This window comes from Oxalicibacterium flavum, from assembly GCF_014635065.1.
Taxonomy (GTDB): Bacteria; Pseudomonadota; Gammaproteobacteria; order Burkholderiales; family Burkholderiaceae_D; genus Oxalicibacterium; species Oxalicibacterium flavum.
Map to the genome: position 1 here is coordinate 43,917 of NZ_BMCG01000005.1, position 14,742 is coordinate 58,658.

A 14,742-nucleotide genomic window follows, 5' to 3' on the forward strand; every position below is an offset into this window, starting at 1 on the left:
ACGGCATGCAGGTCATGAACTCAAGCCTCTTGCTGCAACACGATATTTATGATGTTCGCTTGGCTTTATGCGTTTCTGCTCATCTCCAACGATTCGCTCGGCAAGGCGAATATCCTTGACGAAATTGGCGAAATCATCATTAACCAAATCCATAGCTACTTCGTCAAAGTGCGCCCATGATACTGTCCCATATTTGACATGCTTTTCAATCATTTGTGCGCCTGCAGCCACAGCCATTTGCGAACACAAGCTGCCTATATCATGACTGGAAAATCCTGGAATTATGCGGGAGTCGCGCCGGCTAGCATTGTAATAGTGGCGAACCACACCGATTTGGGTGTCTTCTCTACGCGATGGATAAGTTGACGTGCACTGCAGAAGATAGATGCGCCGGGCCTTTGAAAACTGGCTCAGGATGTATGCTTCATAGGACTCGTCTGTATATCCGGTTGAAATCACAAGATCACCGGAGAATTCGCGACTAACCGCGTCCAAAAAATGACGATGCTCGGATATGGTTGACGGCAGCTTGATCATGTCGGCTCCCAAATCCAGCATGTACCTGAATGATTGATAATCCAGAACTGATGCGAACCAACGTATTCCTATGCGTTTGCAGAAAGAATCTACCCATTGAAATTGCTCTTTGGTGAGCTCCAGTCCCAGTCTGTAATCGCGAAAAGTCTTTCCGAAAGGTGAGGCGTATGGCTTTTCCAACTCCTCCGCAGAATAAAAAGTTTCAACATCGCGCTTTTGCAACTTGATGCAATTTGCGCCGGCATGCTTAGCCGCAAGGATCATTGACTCAAGTCGTTCCATGTCGCCGAAGTGATTAGTGGTCAATTCGGCGACGATCTGTACTTTATATTTTTGATCCTCGTCCGACTGCAAAATCGATTGTTTGCTTCCTGTCACCTTTTCGCGCAGCAGATGGTTGAAAGCCTCAACGGAATAAAAGCTGTAAGACTTCTCGCCAACGTGGATTACATCCACTGCTAGTCGTTCTCGTTCCTGAAGAATGTGCTCAAGAAGCTCTTCCTGGGCTCTGACAGCATGTTCTAGCAGTTCTGGCTCTTCACGCCGTGAAATATTGGTGATGTGTTGCGACCAACCGTGACGGGTAGTGAAGTCGAAACCAACCAAAAACACTTTTTTGCGTCGGCCAGCCTGCCGACCGATCTGATCAGCAAGCTTGAGTGCACTAATGACGATTGCATGCTCTATGTGGAAATCTTCGGAAAAGAAACGATCCAACAGAAAGTCGGCAGTATGTGGCGTATATGGCACATACTCGGCATGGATGCTGGCCCGAGCCTTGGCAATGAGACGATCAGTCACGTATAGCCGGCACTGTGGTCCATACTGCTCAAGCGAATCCAGCACCCAACCATGGTGGAAAACCGCTACGTCACCCGCATGGATGATCTCCGAATCGTTGACATTAATGACAATGAAATCATCCAGCACTGACAGGTCCATCAAGTCGGCACTGGGTCCCTTGCCGAGGATAACGATGTCCTGCTCTTGCTTGTCATGCAAAGAGTCGGCCAGAGCTTTTTTCCAGTTCATCAAGAGATCTTCCCGTGACGTGAGAGACAGACATGGTATTTACGCACAGGTAAAAGCAACTGGCCACGGTAAGGCTGTCCGTCCACTTGTGCAGAGCATCCGTGTTCAAGTGCCAGATTCAGGCCCGGCAAAACATCCCAGGCGTTGGCACCCCGAATGTTTTCGAAACGAGAGAAACTACCGCGTACGGCAGCCAGCATGTTGTACATGGAGCAGCCTATTACCCGATATTCATAACCACCCGGCTGGCGTGCCAGATCATCCTTGCTCAAGGAAGACGACAACCCCATGATGCGTGAACGAAAGGTCCGCAATGAATCACCGGTTACAAGCCGGTCATTCAATTCAGGCAGATAGATGCCGGAAGCCAAATGCTGCCCTTTTTGGAAAATGGATACTCCCACTCCCCATTCCTTCAACCCGGAAACGAAGTTCTCGGTTCCGTCTATCGGATCAAGAATTACATAACTACCCAACGGATCAAGCATATCCGCATTAAACGGGGCCAATTCTTCGGAGAGTAATAAGAATCCCGGCAAATTTTGCTGAAGATAACCAAGAACAAGCTCCTGCACCAGCAAGTCGCCTTTACTGACCGGGCTTTCGTCTTCTTTTTGTTCGAACTGGTCACGTAATGCCAGTATTGAAGCCAGCATGTTCTCGATCTTGGCAAACATGGCGAGAATGTGGGTTCTCATTTTCAATCTTTTCCAATCAGATCATCAGGGAAAGTCAGGGTGCGAGGCTGCCATACGTCAATTTCATGGTTGGCAATGGTGGCCTCCAACTGGCCCAAAAATTCGATTGGGGCCTGCATGTTCATCGCTTGCAAATCAGCGAATGAATATTCCCACCAATGACTCTTCAACAAGCGCTGTATCACCTTTTCACTGAAGCGCATGCGCTGTACCTTGGCAGGCACTCCTGCGACGATTGTGTATGGTGGTACATCGCGAGTAACCACTGCATTGGAAGCAAGTATTGCCCCGGTTCCCACTGAAATGCCCATACTTAACACTACATTTTCACCAATCCACACGTCATGACCTATTGTTGGATATGTTTTTCCCAAACGGGGATCGAACACACGGCGAGATGGTGCAGCGTTGGCCGCAAGCTCCCTCTCGATGAGTGAATGAATGCTTGTGGTTGCCTTGACCCCACTTGGCTGGAAGAATGCAACTGAGGTAGACACCCAATCAGTCGGGTGAGCAAAGTCGAGGAAGCGCAGGCCTTTGCCGATAGAACAATAACGCCCAACGCTCAAGCCCTCCGGTAACGACGAATGTGAATAGGATGCAGCCCCCATCGTGCAGAAGCCCCCCTCCGCAGTCCATGGGTTGGGACCATACAGCCCCCCATGGAATGCACAGGGACCCTCAACTACGATTCGGCGACCAAAGGTATATTCACTAAGCTTGGAAAGCCAACCGCCATTTCCATCATGGTTTTCTATCGAGCTATCGGTGGAGATGCCCACCTCTCGCAGCTTTTCAAGCCAAGCCGGAGTAACCGCAACAGTCAGCGGAAATGGCAATTTCGAAGATGCGATTACTGCGGGCTTCATATGCCTTTTTTCGCAACGGGGGAGTTTCGTGCGGTATACAGCAACTGTGCCAATTCGAACTCCTCCATGGTATCGATATCGGTACCTTCGATCATCGAAGTTTCCATGAAATACGGATTGTCACCTGTTTGAAACCGATTGATCAGCATCGACTTCTTGCTGGCCAACCACAATGCACAATTCATCTGGTACAGCGGTCGCAGCTTCTGCGAAAAGCTTGCCCATACCCCAAATTGAAAATTCAATGGCAGCATGTCGGGCCCGAGAAAATAGTGCTGGAACCGGGTTACGGTCATCAGCGAATCATGTTCACTCTGATCGGAAAGTTGCTGCACTGCCTCATCATAACGACTGAACAACGGAGATGTGGGCGGGCACCATGCCACCAGCGTCTCATCATCTTCGGGAAGTTGCTGCAAAACGCCGGTTAGAACCTCACTCCATGGCGTCTCATCCAAGCATAGGCGGGTAGGGCGATGCAGGAAGTTGGCACCGAATTTTTCCGCGATAAGGCGGCCTTTTTCAGAGTCGCTTGAAACGTAGACTGCATCAAACACGTTTGATGCAAGACACTGTCGAACCTTGATTTCCAGCAAAGACATTCCTCCCTCAAAGAGACGAAAATTCTTTTCCGGAACACGTCTGGAGTTACCTTTTGTGGGGATGATGGCAATGGTTCTCATGTGACTTTGATTTTTTTTAAAATGTAATCTAAGCGTGTCACCCGACCTTACGTTGCCAGAAATCATCAATGCTCACATCCATACTGCTAATTTCGGAGGCTCGCGATAATGCATCCTCGCCATCAGAAAATAGCCTGTTCCAGTTTTGCGATGACCATCCATAGCTTGTGTCACGCTGAACATTGAATAACGGAACATCGCGCAAAGAGTACCACCCCATCTGTGGCTCCAATGCAAGCAAGCGCGACTGGGCAAATCGATAGGAATCTTGCAGCGTATCAGCAGGGAAGCCGAGCTGATGAGCATAGTGCGACCACAGGTAACACTCACCTGCATGATGGCGGAGTTCCTGGAAATGGTTTTTACCCGACTGGGTCAGACGTGGAGTATCCACTTCGATACGGTGCCTAGGGTCCTCAGGGACAGACCACAGATCCAGCATGTCCTTGGTTCTGGCGACCATGGCCTTTTCGCTAAAATGAAAAGGAATGTATTGCCAAGCCCCTCTCAGAGAGAGAGCTATTTTCCCCTTATTTCTTCCTTTCACAAAGAACTTGTCGACGACGGATTGAATGGATCCCGTCAAAAAGTTGTCGCTACGACAGCGTATGGCAAATTCTATATTTTTCTCGGCAAGATGTTCCAGACTGATGCGTGCCGAGCGAAATACATAGTTGCGATGATCCTTCGGCCCTCGATGCTCGGGCTGCGGAACTAGAATCAACTCATCCAACCAGGGGCGGCAGCGATCAAGTAATTCGTCAGGCAAATGATCCCAGGTCGTCATGCATTGATAGGCATCGGGGAAACGCAACCGGTTCCAGGCCAGAACGGCAGGAGTACATGGAAATGCCAATCCTTGAACAAAAATACCGAATTTGGGAGTGTGGCCGAGTTTCCGTTGAAATGACATTCGAGGGACCATCTCCGCCACGGATTGGTATTCACGGATAACAGTAGCGTTGTCGTAATTGAAGTCCATTGCCACTACGGCGCGAAAATCGCTGTATTGGTCAACGATTTGATGGATGACCTCAGAGTGGTGATTGGAGAATATGACTATCAGTACATTCTCTGGGGATTCCTTCAGTAAAGAATCCGGGGGTTTTACCTCTACTCCATACAGATGCTTCCCCTGGTTTTCCGGGTTGGGACAGATTGTATATTCGAGTTTGAGGCTCTGGCCAAGCAGAGGGTAATAATCACGAAAATGCTGTCCAGCCCCCCATCCGATGACGCGTAGGTTTGATGTATCCAGGTCTGGGTACTTGAGCCGTGCGCGCTCGATGGAGCCTGTAACGATTGCCATTGGTGAATACACTCCAATTGAAATAGGTTGTTACTCGAAAAATTTGAATCAGTTCAGAATCCTGGCGCCTTCGGGCATCAGTGAGTCATGGAAAGAGTAGTCAGGAAGGGCTGCTGGAAGAGTCCCAGGCAGTAGCCATTCACAGTGACGTCCGATCCTTGCATGATTCGGGATAATGCTGGCCGGGCCGAGCGTAGTGCCTCTTCCAATTTCGACACCAACTCCTAATTGCGCACCCGCCTGTAAGGTCGCGCAGCTCCCGACTTTTGTATTTGCGCTAATGAGAACCTGCGGGTCCAGCCAAGTACCTGTTCCCAAGCGACAGCCAAGTCCCAGATTGCAGCCGGCGCCAACATGCACATTACCCAGCAACTTGATGTCGGAAGCAACGATTGCGTATGGCGAGACAATATTCAGCAATGCATAGCCGGCAAGTCGCACATCCGCAATCAATTTATGTCGGGTCTGATTGACTGCTCGTTCATCCAGGGCGACGAACACATCAAAATCGGTGCAAGGGTAATTCTGGAAAATTTCATCAAGGTCAAAATTGAAGCCATCGCTTGTGACCAACTCGACATGCAGGAAATCCATGCCGGCATCCTTGGCAGTCAGCATCGCTCGCTCAAAGACAAGGCCCTGCCCGACGATAAGTGGCCGTTTCATGCCGCATCCCCCAGCACCTGCGAGCGGTACCACATATGCTGGTGCACCAATGGCATCTCGTATTCCCCATGAGTGAAGCGGGGCGAGTGGCTCCCCATGTTCTCTTGCAAGCGCTCGAGTATCACGGTGTCCTCGGCAATCACGCTGCGCTCTGCCCGAATCAACGCCGACAGCAAGGGCACGAAATCGGTGCGCGCATCCTTGCGCCGTGCCGTCATCATCCACAGATGGTAGTCGGTGATCCCCGGTGCTACTGGATCGTACTGCTGCAACAGAAAATGCTCGCCACGCACGCTGCAGAAGTTGACGTTCGGGTAAAGGAACCAGTTGTAATAAACGTGCTCGTCCCGGTACAGGTCACACAGCGGCCGGAACCAGCTTTGATGTGGCTTGAGGGCTGCTCGCGTCGCGTAACTGAGTGATGCCAGAGATGGCAGGGGAGTTTCCCCGCGGATCATCGGCTTGACCTGTGAAGGCGTATCGGGCTCCCCGGCAAGGGCCCGAATTGGCGTTGCCATTTCCGGGGAAAAGCTGCGCGGATGAACGAACGGGACATGATTGTAGTCCTTGACGTTCTCCATGTTGAGCTTCCAGTTGTAATGCGCACGATGACAGCTGTAGATTACCTGGCTATCAAGGTGCGCCGACACCTGTTCCAACTCGCGCAGCATTTCCGGGGAGAACTGTTCCTCCAGCGGCAGCGGCGTATCGGACAGGTTGACGAACAACAGCGTACCCAATTCATGCAGATGCAGCTTTTTCAGACAGATATGTTCGCGTTCGGCGGCGGTGAACTGATACAGGCCGGGGTTGGGCAAGCCATGCAATTCCCCCTCCGGGCCAAATGACCAGGCGTGATAGGGGCAGACCATCGGACGCTTGCCGTGGCTGTCCAATTGAATGGCCGAGAGTCGATGCGGGCATTGATTCACGAAGGCACGAATGCCGGCATCGGTACGCTGCACCAATACCGGAACCCCTGCCACGTTGCGGGTAAAGAAGCGGTTTTTCTCAGCCACCATCGAGGCGAAGCCAACGAATGTCCACAATTTGCCGAACAGGTTCTGCCGCTCCAGCTCCAGTGTGGCGGGGCTAGTGTAATGCTCGATATTCAGGGCGTGACGTGACATGGACATCCATCATGTAAGAAACAGGCCGGGCTCACTTCTGGAACACCACGCGGGCGGGGTTCCCGGCCACGGTGGCACCGGCAGCAACATCCTTGAACACCACCGCGCCCATGCCGACCACGGCTCCGGCACCGATGCGCACTCCTCGCGCAATCAATGCACCGCTGTGGATCTGCGCGCCGTCTTCAACATGGACATGCCCGGCCAAGGTACAGCGCGGGCCAATGTGGACGAAATCACCGATTACGACATCGTGGCCGAGCAGTGCTTCCTGGTCGATAAAGCTGTATGCGCCGATCCGGCAATCCACGCCGCAACTGACGTTATAGCCAAAAAAAGTAGGGCCGTACTGGGTGCGCGCTCCCAGGATGCAGCGGGTGCGCACAGAAATGAACTCGGCATTCTTTGCAAGCAAAGGAGCAAGCTGCTTTTGGCGACTGGCAGGATCGCCGATTGCAGCTACGAATAACTGATTGGATTCCGGGACGAACGTTTCCGGATACCCTAACCATGGGTAATACAAGGATTCGGGGACGACATCGGCGCCTCGTTCGTCGAGAAAGCCGTCTATCACCCAGTCCACGCCATGAGAAAAGTCTATCTGCAACTGAGCCAGCGCCTGACGTCCCAGTCCGCCGGCTCCCACGATCACAATTTTTTTCATTGGCTCGTGTTCCTTGCTTCAATTGATGGTTAAGCCGCCGTCCATCACCAGCGTGGTACCGGTGATCCATCGGCTGGCGCCGGAAAGCATGAATATCGCTGCATTGGCTACGTCGGCAGGGGTGCCGAAGCCCAGAGGATGATTGGCGCGTTGCGCTTCCATTGAATCCGAACCGGCTGCAAGCATTGCCGCATCGAATAGCGGCGTCTGTACCAACGAGGGTGACAGACAATTGACCCGGATGCCCCGTTTTGCCACTTCCACCGCTAGGCAGCGTGCAATGGCAAGCAGCGCCGCCTTGGTGCCGGAATAGGCACCGACACCGGCTACGCCGATATGTGCGGCGATGGAGGCAATGAACAAAATCGAGCCATCGGCGGCAATCAGATTGCGCTTGAGCAATGCCTGGGTCAGCAGCATCGGGCTGTCCACGTTGATGGATTGCACTTCGCGCAGGTGCGCTTCGCTCATCATCCGTACCGGGCACAGCCGGGAAATGCCAGCGCTGTGTACCAGCCCATGCATTTGTTGATCGAGAGATGCCACCAGCGCAGCGCGTTGTGCGCTGTCGGTCAAATCTGCCTGAAATGCGGTGTGCGGCAGATCGGAGATCGTGCGCAATGCATCCAGACTGCCTGCCAGGCGCTCTGTGTCACGGCCGGTAATGATGAGTTCAGCGCCCATCTTCGCGCAACTCTGCGCGATTTCCAGCCCCAGTCCTGACGTCGCACCGGTAACCAGAATACGTTTTCCGGACAGGCTAAAAGGGTTGAAAGACGATTGATCGTTCATTGAATCTGGTGTTTTCGAAAGGCGGTGTCAGGATTCGATCAGGTCGGGAAAAACAGCGCCCTCAATGTCGATCAGCAGGGTACCCCACGACAGGCCGATACCAAAGCCGGACAGCAGCACGCGTTTTCTGTTCGATTCCAGTTCCTTGTTGATACGTGCCGTGATGGTGATAGGCAGGGAGGCACCACTGGTATTGCCGAAGTCACGCAATGTCGAAGGTACCTTCTCTACCGGCAGGGCAAGTTTTTTGCGGATTGTTTCGTTGATCATGCGGTTGGCCTGATGGAAGATGAAGTAATCGACTTCATCCTTGCCGATGTTGGCATAGGCAAGCAATTTTTCAACGGCAGGTGGCACACGCTGTGTCGAAAAGCTCAACACGGCCGGGCCGTCGAGCACGAGGTCGGTGCCACGGTGCCAGTGATCGTTCTCATCTTCGCGGAACGGCACCAGATGCTGCATGCCGACAGGTTCGCGATGACCGCCGACCGGCAACATGATGGCCTTGTAGCCGCTGCCGTCACTGTTGAGATCGAAGTACATCGGTGGCGCGTTCTCGTCGAATTCCAGGGCTGTTGCCGTGCCTGCATCCGAGAAAATCGGATTGTCCAATGAGGCGCTGCGATCACCAACGAGCAGTAGTCCTTTTTTGATGCCACCGGCCGAAATCATCGAACCCAGCAGGTGGATGCCGAACGGATAGGCCGAGCAACCGAGGTTGACGTCGAAGGCGACCGTGGCATGGGACAGACCGAGCCGGTCCTGCAGGATGATGGCGGTGGCCGGAATCGGATAGTCGGGCGACTGCGTGACGACGATCAGCGCGTCGATCTCGTCCTTTTGCCATTGCAGGCTGTCGAGCAGTTTTTCCGTCGCCTCGAGGGCGAGATCGGAAAAGCATTGCCACTCCGGTGCCATGCGCCGCGTTTCGATGCCGATGTTGCGTACCAGCCGTTCGCGTTCGGCACGAATCTGCGGCTTGCAGTCGGTCAGGTTGGAGACGATGCGTTTGGGAACGCAGCTCGCCATGCCGGCGAAGCGCACGTTTTTCAGCGTGGAAGTGGCCATGTCGGGTTCAGCCCAGCAGTTGATAGAGGTCCTGGATGGTCTCGGCCTTCGCCAGGTGTTCGCCGGTGATGGTCTTGCCGTATTCCATGTCGAACATGACGATGACGCCAAGCGCTGCCAGCGAATCCCATTCCGGCAGGCTCTCGAGCCTGGTTTCGGCCGTCACGGCGACCGGCTCCTGGAAGTCTACTGCTTCGTTGAATTTCTCGATGAATGTTTCTACGTTATCCATGATGGCTATCCAGGGTGAGTGATGGTTGATTGCTGTGTGCGGTCGCCAGGCCGACGGCCTCTGCGACACGGTTGATGTCGTCCTGCGTCATGAAGCTCGAAAACGGCAGGCCGATCATGCCGGACGCCACCGATTCCGCCACGGGCACGGGCATCTTGATCGTTGGCGCCACCTTGGCCGCGTGCTGATGCAGCAGGGGCTGATACCAGCGGCGCGTGGCGATGTTACTGGCATGGCAAAGTTGTTCCAGCTGCGCGCGCGCCTCCTGCGCCATGCGCACGCAGAAGATGGTCGGCGCGGCGAGTGTGACGCCGGCCTGCCATTGCAGGTGTTCGCCGCAGCTGGCATCCAGCGTCTGCCGGTAGGCGCGATGGATCTGTTGCCGCAGCGCGGCCTGCGCCGGCCAGTGGTCGAGGCTCGCATGCGCGACGGCGGCATGGTATTCGGAAAGCTTGGCATTGCTGCCGACCTGCGACAGGTGGCCGACCGGGAGTCCCGCATGCGTGTCGAGGTTGATGCCGAAATTACTGAGCTGGCGCACCTCGGCCACGAGATCGCGGTCGCCGCTGGCGACGAAGCCGCCTTCGCCGGCCGCCAGCGACTTGGTTGCATGCATGCTATAGACCACCGGCACATCGGCCGCTTCTGCCCACTGGCTGCCGAATGCGCCGGCGGCATCGATCACCACGGCCAGTCCGGTCTGCTGCCGGAAGGCGCTCCAGCGCTGCGTATCCTGCGGCTGCCCGAAGGCGGCGACCGTGAGCACCGCCCGGGCGCCGGTCCTGGCTGCGGCTTCGGCGGCGATCTCCGGCGTGATGAGCCAGCTGTCGGCGTCGATGTCGGCGATCACGGGCACATGGCCCGCGCGCAGGATGGCGGTCAGCGAGGCGACGAAGGTTAGCGCCGGCACCACCACGCCGCTGCCGGGCGGCAGGCCCAGGCTGTGCAGCGTGAGTTCCAGTCCCAGGGTGGCGCTGCTGGTGGTGGCGACGTGGACCGGATGCGCGGCATGTTCTGCGAACAGGCTTGTCAGTCTTGCTTCAAGCGCGTGGTTGAGCGGGCCGAAGTTGGAATAGTGGCGGTTGCGGTCGATCTGTTCGAGATAGGGCGCCAGCGCATGCCGGTCGGGCAAGTGGGGTACCAGCAGGGGAATCGGACGCGGATCGGTCATGGTGCGCAGGAAGTGGCGGGGATTGATGCGTGGTCGGACCCGGCCGTCTTCTCTGCCTTGCGCGAACGTGTGCGGGCCTTCAGCGCATTGGCCGGATTGCACGCTTGCCTGCCGGCAGGACAGGCGTCGAATGATGCTCCGGAATCTGCGTATGTCTCTGCCACGTTCGCTGCCCTGTTTTGTCTCGTAATATCGCCGCTTTTTGTTCGAACAAGCCTAATATGCGGCCCCGGACGCGTCAAGCGAGAGGAGGGGCACTTCTTGCCCCCTGTTCTTGCTATCGGACGCAAATGCGGAAAGTGAAGGGTGGTGCACCAATCCGGATCACCGGTCGAGGGTGAATCTTGCCTGCCACGCGGCCATCGCCTGTTCCCAGAATTGCGTCATGGAAGATGCCGATTCAATTGACAATTCGAGGAAGCGCGCGGCGCGCAGCAGTTCATCGAGCGGCCGCGCCAGGTCCAGCGCCTGCGCGCCGGTCTGTTTCGATAACTTCTCGCCCTGCGCATTGCGCACCACCGGCACATGCATGTACGACGGCGTCGGATAGCCGAGCAGCCGCTGCAGATAGATCTGGCGCTGCGTCGATTCCAGCAGGTCGGTACCGCGCACGACGTGGGTCACGTCCTGGTCGGCGTCGTCCACCACCACCGCCAGCTGATAGGCCCAGAAACCATCAGCGCGTTTGAGCACGAAGTCGCCGACCTCGCTCGCCAGATGCTGCGTCAGCGGTCCCAGCCAGCGGTCGTTGAAGGTGATGGCCTCGTCGGGCGCGCCGGCATCCGGCACGCGCAGGCGCAGCGTACGCGCCTGCTTGCCGGGTGCCAGACCGTGGCGGCAGGTGCCCGGATAGATCGCCGCGCCATCGGCCGCGATGCCGAGGCGCGAGTCGGCGATTTCCTTGCGCGTGCAGCCGCATGGGTAGAGCAGCGCGCCGAGCCGCACGGCGGCGGCTTCGTACAAGGGTTTGCGCCGGCTTTGCACGACGATCTCGCCGTCGTGCTGCATGCCGAATGCCTGCAGCGCATGCAGGATGGCCTCCGCGGCGCCGGGCACGGTGCGCGTTTCGTCGATGTCCTCGATGCGCACCAGCCATTGCCCGCCATGCACGCGCGCGTCGAGATAACTGGCGAGCGCGGCCACCAGCGAGCCGGCATGCAGCGGCCCGCTGGGAGAGGGTGCGAATCTTCCGATATAGGGCGGGGTCTGATGCATCGTCGATCAACCCAGCAGGCTGTGCTGTACGCCGGGATCGGCGAGCTTGTTGAGAAACCATTTGAGGCACTTGCCGCGTGCATCGTTGCGCCAGGCATAACGCAGCGTGCCGTCAGGCTTGGTCTCGTCGGTACGCTTCTCGATCAGCGTGCCGTCATCCAGATACGGTTGCACCCAGCTGCGCGGCAGGTGGCCGCAGCCGAGTCCCGCGAGCTGCGCCTGCAGCTTGTCGTGCATGCCGGGCACGGTCAGCGTCGGTTGTCCGGTCAGCAGGCCCGAGGTGACGGTTGGCAGCATGCGGCCGGTGTCGCCGGTGGCGATGGCGCGGTGCTGTCGTACCACGGCGGCCGGCAGCGGTTCGTCGAGCGCGGCCAGCGGATGGCCGGGCGCGACCGCGAACACCCAGTCGATCTCGCCCAGTGGCCTGACGCGGAAGCCGCCCGAGCCGCGCACCAGGTCGGGACCGTCGTAGGCCACGCCGATCGCCAGATCGGCTTCGCCGCTGACGAGCCGGTCCCAGGTGCCTGACAGCACTTCGGTCGCAAAGCGCAGCTGCGTGCCCGCCGCCTGCGCATCGTATTCCGCGATCAGCGGCAGCATGCGCTCGAACGGAATCAGCGCGTCGAGCACGATGCGCAATTCGACTTCCCAGCCGGTGGCGGTGCGCTTGACGCGTTGTTCGAGTTCGTCGGCGGCGCGCAGCAGGTGGCGGCCTTCCTCGAGCAGTTCGCGTCCGGCCGCGGTCAACTTGGCACGATGGCCGCGACGGTCAAACAGCAGCACGTCGAGATCGTCCTCCAGCTTGCGCACGCTGTAGGTCAGCGCCGAAGGCACGCGGTCGAGCGCCACCGCGGCGGCGCCGAAGCCGCCCTTGCGGTCTATGGTGTCGAGGATGCGGATGGCTTCCAGCGTCAGGTTCATCGCGGTTCTGGATATTCAAAATATTTGAATGACTTGTACGGGATTATGCCCTTATTCCGGCTGCAGCGACCGTCTATAGTGAGATCCATTGCAGCACCCAACGCATTCGAAAGGAGCACATCATGCTGGAAATCCGCAAAGCCGAAGACCGCGGCCACGCCAATCACGGCTGGCTCGATTCCCATCACTCGTTCTCGTTCGCCGACTACTACGATCCGGCCCACATGGGATTCGGCCCCTTGCGCGTGATCAACGAAGACCGCGTTGCCGCCGGTGCCGGTTTCGGCACGCACGGACACCGCGACATGGAGATCATCAGTTACGTGCTGGAAGGCGAACTCGCGCACCAGGACAGCATGGGCAACGGCAGCGTGATCCGCCCCGGTGACGTGCAGCGCATGAGCGCCGGCAGCGGCGTGCGGCATTCGGAGTTCAATCATTCGAAAAGCGGGCAGACGCATTTTCTGCAAATCTGGATTCAGCCGAACGTGACTGGCATTCCACCCGGCTACGAGGAAAAGAACTTTTCCGAGGCGGAAAAACGTGGCCGTCTGCGCCTGATCGCGAGCGCGGACGGTTCCGACGGCTCGGTGCTGATCCACCAGGATGCGCGCGTCCACGTTGGTCTGTTCGACGGCGAGGAACACGCAACCCTGCCGCTGGCAGCGGGCCGGCGCGCCTACGTGTACGTCGCGCGCGGCGCGGTCGAAGTCAACGGCGTGGCGCTCAAGGCAGGCGATGCGCTGAAGATCGCCGAGGTGGATGCCATCGATATTTCAAAAGGCAGCCAGGCCGAGGTGCTGGTGTTCGATCTGGCATAGCGAGGTAGCGCCGCGTGTGTCGCCGGTATGAAAAAGCCCCGAATGTTCGGGGCTTTTTTGCGTAGGCAAATCAATCGATCTGCAACGGCTCGAACGACTTGACCAGATCGTCAAGCCGCTTGAGCTGCGTGAGGAAAGGCGCGAGCTTGTCCAGCGGCAGCGCGCTCGGGCCGTCGCACTTGGCGACGTTCGGATCGGGATGCGCTTCGAGGAACAGGCCGGCGAGGCCGACGCCCATGCCGGCGCGTGCCAGATCGAGCACCTGTTCGCGACGGCCGCCGGATGCGGCGCCGCCCGGATCGCGTTGCTGCAGCGCGTGCGTAACGTCGAAGATCACGGGCAGGTTGTTGCAGGTCTTTTTCATGACGCCGAAGCCAAGCATATCGACCACCAGGTTGTCGTAGCCGAAGTTGCTGCCGCGGTCGCACAGGATCAGTTGCTCGTTGCCGGCTTCCCTGAATTTCTCGACGATGTTGCCCATCTGCGACGGGCTCAGGAATTGCGGCTTCTTGATGTTGATGACGCGGCCGGTTTTGGCCAGCGCGACGACGAGGTCGGTCTGGCGCGCGAGAAAGGCCGGCAGTTGCAGCACATCGACCACTTCCGCCACCGGTGCGGCCTGGTGCGGCTCGTGCACGTCGGTGATGACGGGAACGCCGAAGGTCTTCTTCACCTCTTCGAAGATGCGCAGGCCTTCCTCGAGGCCGGGGCCGCGATACGAATGGATGGACGAGCGATTGGCCTTGTCGAACGATGCCTTGAACACGTAGGGAATGCCGAGTTTCTGCGTGACGCGTACGTATTCCTCGCAGGACTTCAGCGCAAGGTCGCGCGATTCGAGCACGTTGATGCCGCCGAACAGGACGAAGGGCAGTTCGTTGCCGACGTGGATGGTGTCGTTGATCTTGATCATGGTGGGTGGTCGCGTTCTCTG

General features: G+C 57.1%; 16 protein-coding genes. 1 reads left to right on the forward strand and 15 read right to left on the reverse strand.

All coding sequences use genetic code 11. From position 1 onward, the window contains the following. Positions 1–12: 12 nt before the first annotated feature. The 14 genes from IEV38_RS12360 to IEV38_RS12425 form a co-directional block, all read right to left on the reverse strand. Positions 13–1,569 carry an N-acetylneuraminate synthase family protein gene (locus IEV38_RS12360; protein ID WP_188397021.1) on the reverse strand — a complete coding sequence of 519 codons (1,557 nt, stop codon included), beginning with the start codon at positions 1,567–1,569 and terminating at the stop codon, positions 13–15. Beyond that, positions 1,569–2,267, reverse strand: a complete 699-nt coding sequence (locus IEV38_RS12365) for an inositol monophosphatase family protein (protein WP_229729035.1) — start codon at positions 2,265–2,267, stop codon at positions 1,569–1,571. Before IEV38_RS12365 ends, IEV38_RS12360 begins: the two co-directional genes overlap by 1 nt. Positions 2,268–2,269: 2 nt before the next feature. Further along, positions 2,270–3,136, reverse strand: a complete 867-nt coding sequence (locus IEV38_RS15445) for a CatB-related O-acetyltransferase (RefSeq protein ID WP_188396533.1) — start codon at positions 3,134–3,136, stop codon at positions 2,270–2,272. Next, positions 3,133–3,819, reverse strand: a complete 687-nt coding sequence (locus tag IEV38_RS12375) for an acylneuraminate cytidylyltransferase family protein (protein WP_188396535.1) — start codon at positions 3,817–3,819, stop codon at positions 3,133–3,135. Before IEV38_RS12375 ends, IEV38_RS15445 begins: the two co-directional genes overlap by 4 nt. Before the next feature lie 37 nt (positions 3,820–3,856). Then, positions 3,857–5,128 carry a hypothetical protein gene (locus IEV38_RS12380; RefSeq protein WP_188396536.1) on the reverse strand — a complete coding sequence of 424 codons (1,272 nt, stop codon included), beginning with the start codon at positions 5,126–5,128 and terminating at the stop codon, positions 3,857–3,859. A 48-nt stretch (positions 5,129–5,176) separates the two neighbouring features. Beyond that, positions 5,177–5,794 carry an LbetaH domain-containing protein gene (locus IEV38_RS12385; protein WP_188396537.1) on the reverse strand — a complete coding sequence of 206 codons (618 nt, stop codon included), beginning with the start codon at positions 5,792–5,794 and terminating at the stop codon, positions 5,177–5,179. Continuing rightward, entirely contained in the window at positions 5,791–6,924 is a 1,134-nt protein-coding gene (locus IEV38_RS12390) for an aromatic ring-hydroxylating oxygenase subunit alpha (protein ID WP_188396538.1), read from the reverse strand. Before IEV38_RS12390 ends, IEV38_RS12385 begins: the two co-directional genes overlap by 4 nt. 31 nt (positions 6,925–6,955) lie before the next feature. Continuing rightward, the gene (locus IEV38_RS12395) at positions 6,956–7,588 is read right to left on the reverse strand and encodes an acetyltransferase (protein WP_188396539.1); all 633 of its coding nucleotides are present in this window, start codon (positions 7,586–7,588) and stop codon (positions 6,956–6,958) included. A gap of 18 nt (positions 7,589–7,606) precedes the next feature. Beyond that, a complete protein-coding gene (locus IEV38_RS12400) occupies positions 7,607–8,380 on the reverse strand; it encodes an SDR family NAD(P)-dependent oxidoreductase (protein ID WP_188396540.1) in 774 nt (257 codons plus the stop codon). Positions 8,381–8,407: 27 nt separating this feature from the next. Further along, positions 8,408–9,448, reverse strand: a complete 1,041-nt coding sequence (locus IEV38_RS12405; protein ID WP_188396542.1) for a ketoacyl-ACP synthase III — start codon at positions 9,446–9,448, stop codon at positions 8,408–8,410. A 7-nt stretch (positions 9,449–9,455) separates the two neighbouring features. Further along, the gene (locus tag IEV38_RS12410) at positions 9,456–9,680 is read right to left on the reverse strand and encodes an acyl carrier protein (RefSeq protein WP_188396544.1); all 225 of its coding nucleotides are present in this window, start codon (positions 9,678–9,680) and stop codon (positions 9,456–9,458) included. Beyond that, positions 9,673–10,851, reverse strand: coding sequence for a DegT/DnrJ/EryC1/StrS family aminotransferase (locus IEV38_RS12415; protein WP_188396546.1), 1,179 nt, complete (start codon positions 10,849–10,851; stop codon positions 9,673–9,675). Before IEV38_RS12415 ends, IEV38_RS12410 begins: the two co-directional genes overlap by 8 nt. A gap of 324 nt (positions 10,852–11,175) precedes the next feature. Beyond that, positions 11,176–12,066 carry a tRNA glutamyl-Q(34) synthetase GluQRS gene (gene gluQRS / locus IEV38_RS12420; protein WP_188396548.1) on the reverse strand — a complete coding sequence of 297 codons (891 nt, stop codon included), beginning with the start codon at positions 12,064–12,066 and terminating at the stop codon, positions 11,176–11,178. A 6-nt stretch (positions 12,067–12,072) separates the two neighbouring features. Continuing rightward, the gene (locus IEV38_RS12425; protein WP_188396550.1) at positions 12,073–12,987 is read right to left on the reverse strand and encodes a LysR family transcriptional regulator; all 915 of its coding nucleotides are present in this window, start codon (positions 12,985–12,987) and stop codon (positions 12,073–12,075) included. 122 nt (positions 12,988–13,109) lie between these two features. Here IEV38_RS12425 and IEV38_RS12430 point away from each other — a divergent pair, with 122 nt between their 5' ends. Next, positions 13,110–13,808 (forward strand): pirin family protein, encoded by a 699-nt coding sequence (locus IEV38_RS12430; protein ID WP_188396552.1) that lies wholly within the window; start codon positions 13,110–13,112, stop codon positions 13,806–13,808. Positions 13,809–13,878: 70 nt separating this feature from the next. On the opposite strand, the gene kdsA is transcribed toward IEV38_RS12430, so the two are convergent. After that, entirely contained in the window at positions 13,879–14,721 is an 843-nt protein-coding gene (kdsA, locus tag IEV38_RS12435; RefSeq protein ID WP_188396554.1) for a 3-deoxy-8-phosphooctulonate synthase, read from the reverse strand. Positions 14,722–14,742: the final 21 nt, after the last annotated feature.

Excerpts from the sequence above, each read along its gene's own strand:
- IEV38_RS12415 (WP_188396546.1), bottom strand. The coding sequence starts at position 10,851 with ATGACCGATCCGCGTCCGATTCCCCTGCTGGTACCCCACTTGCCCGAC.
- kdsA (WP_188396554.1), bottom strand. The coding sequence starts at position 14,721 with ATGATCAAGATCAACGACACCATCCACGTCGGCAACGAACTGCCCTTC.
- IEV38_RS12410 (WP_188396544.1), bottom strand. The coding sequence starts at position 9,680 with ATGGATAACGTAGAAACATTCATCGAGAAATTCAACGAAGCAGTAGAC.
- IEV38_RS12375 (WP_188396535.1), bottom strand. The coding sequence starts at position 3,819 with ATGAGAACCATTGCCATCATCCCCACAAAAGGTAACTCCAGACGTGTT.
- IEV38_RS12360 (WP_188397021.1), bottom strand. The coding sequence starts at position 1,569 with ATGAACTGGAAAAAAGCTCTGGCCGACTCTTTGCATGACAAGCAAGAG.
- IEV38_RS12390 (WP_188396538.1), bottom strand. The coding sequence starts at position 6,924 with ATGTCACGTCACGCCCTGAATATCGAGCATTACACTAGCCCCGCCACA.
- IEV38_RS12380 (WP_188396536.1), bottom strand. The coding sequence starts at position 5,128 with ATGGCAATCGTTACAGGCTCCATCGAGCGCGCACGGCTCAAGTACCCA.
- IEV38_RS12395 (WP_188396539.1), bottom strand. The coding sequence starts at position 7,588 with ATGAAAAAAATTGTGATCGTGGGAGCCGGCGGACTGGGACGTCAGGCG.
- IEV38_RS12385 (WP_188396537.1), bottom strand. The coding sequence starts at position 5,794 with ATGAAACGGCCACTTATCGTCGGGCAGGGCCTTGTCTTTGAGCGAGCG.
- IEV38_RS12365 (WP_229729035.1), bottom strand. The coding sequence starts at position 2,267 with ATGAGAACCCACATTCTCGCCATGTTTGCCAAGATCGAGAACATGCTG.
- IEV38_RS12405 (WP_188396542.1), bottom strand. The coding sequence starts at position 9,448 with ATGGCCACTTCCACGCTGAAAAACGTGCGCTTCGCCGGCATGGCGAGC.
- IEV38_RS15445 (WP_188396533.1), bottom strand. The coding sequence starts at position 3,136 with ATGAAGCCCGCAGTAATCGCATCTTCGAAATTGCCATTTCCGCTGACT.
- IEV38_RS12400 (WP_188396540.1), bottom strand. The coding sequence starts at position 8,380 with ATGAACGATCAATCGTCTTTCAACCCTTTTAGCCTGTCCGGAAAACGT.
- gluQRS (WP_188396548.1), bottom strand. The coding sequence starts at position 12,066 with ATGCATCAGACCCCGCCCTATATCGGAAGATTCGCACCCTCTCCCAGC.
- IEV38_RS12430 (WP_188396552.1), top strand. The coding sequence starts at position 13,110 with ATGCTGGAAATCCGCAAAGCCGAAGACCGCGGCCACGCCAATCACGGC.
- IEV38_RS12425 (WP_188396550.1), bottom strand. The coding sequence starts at position 12,987 with ATGAACCTGACGCTGGAAGCCATCCGCATCCTCGACACCATAGACCGC.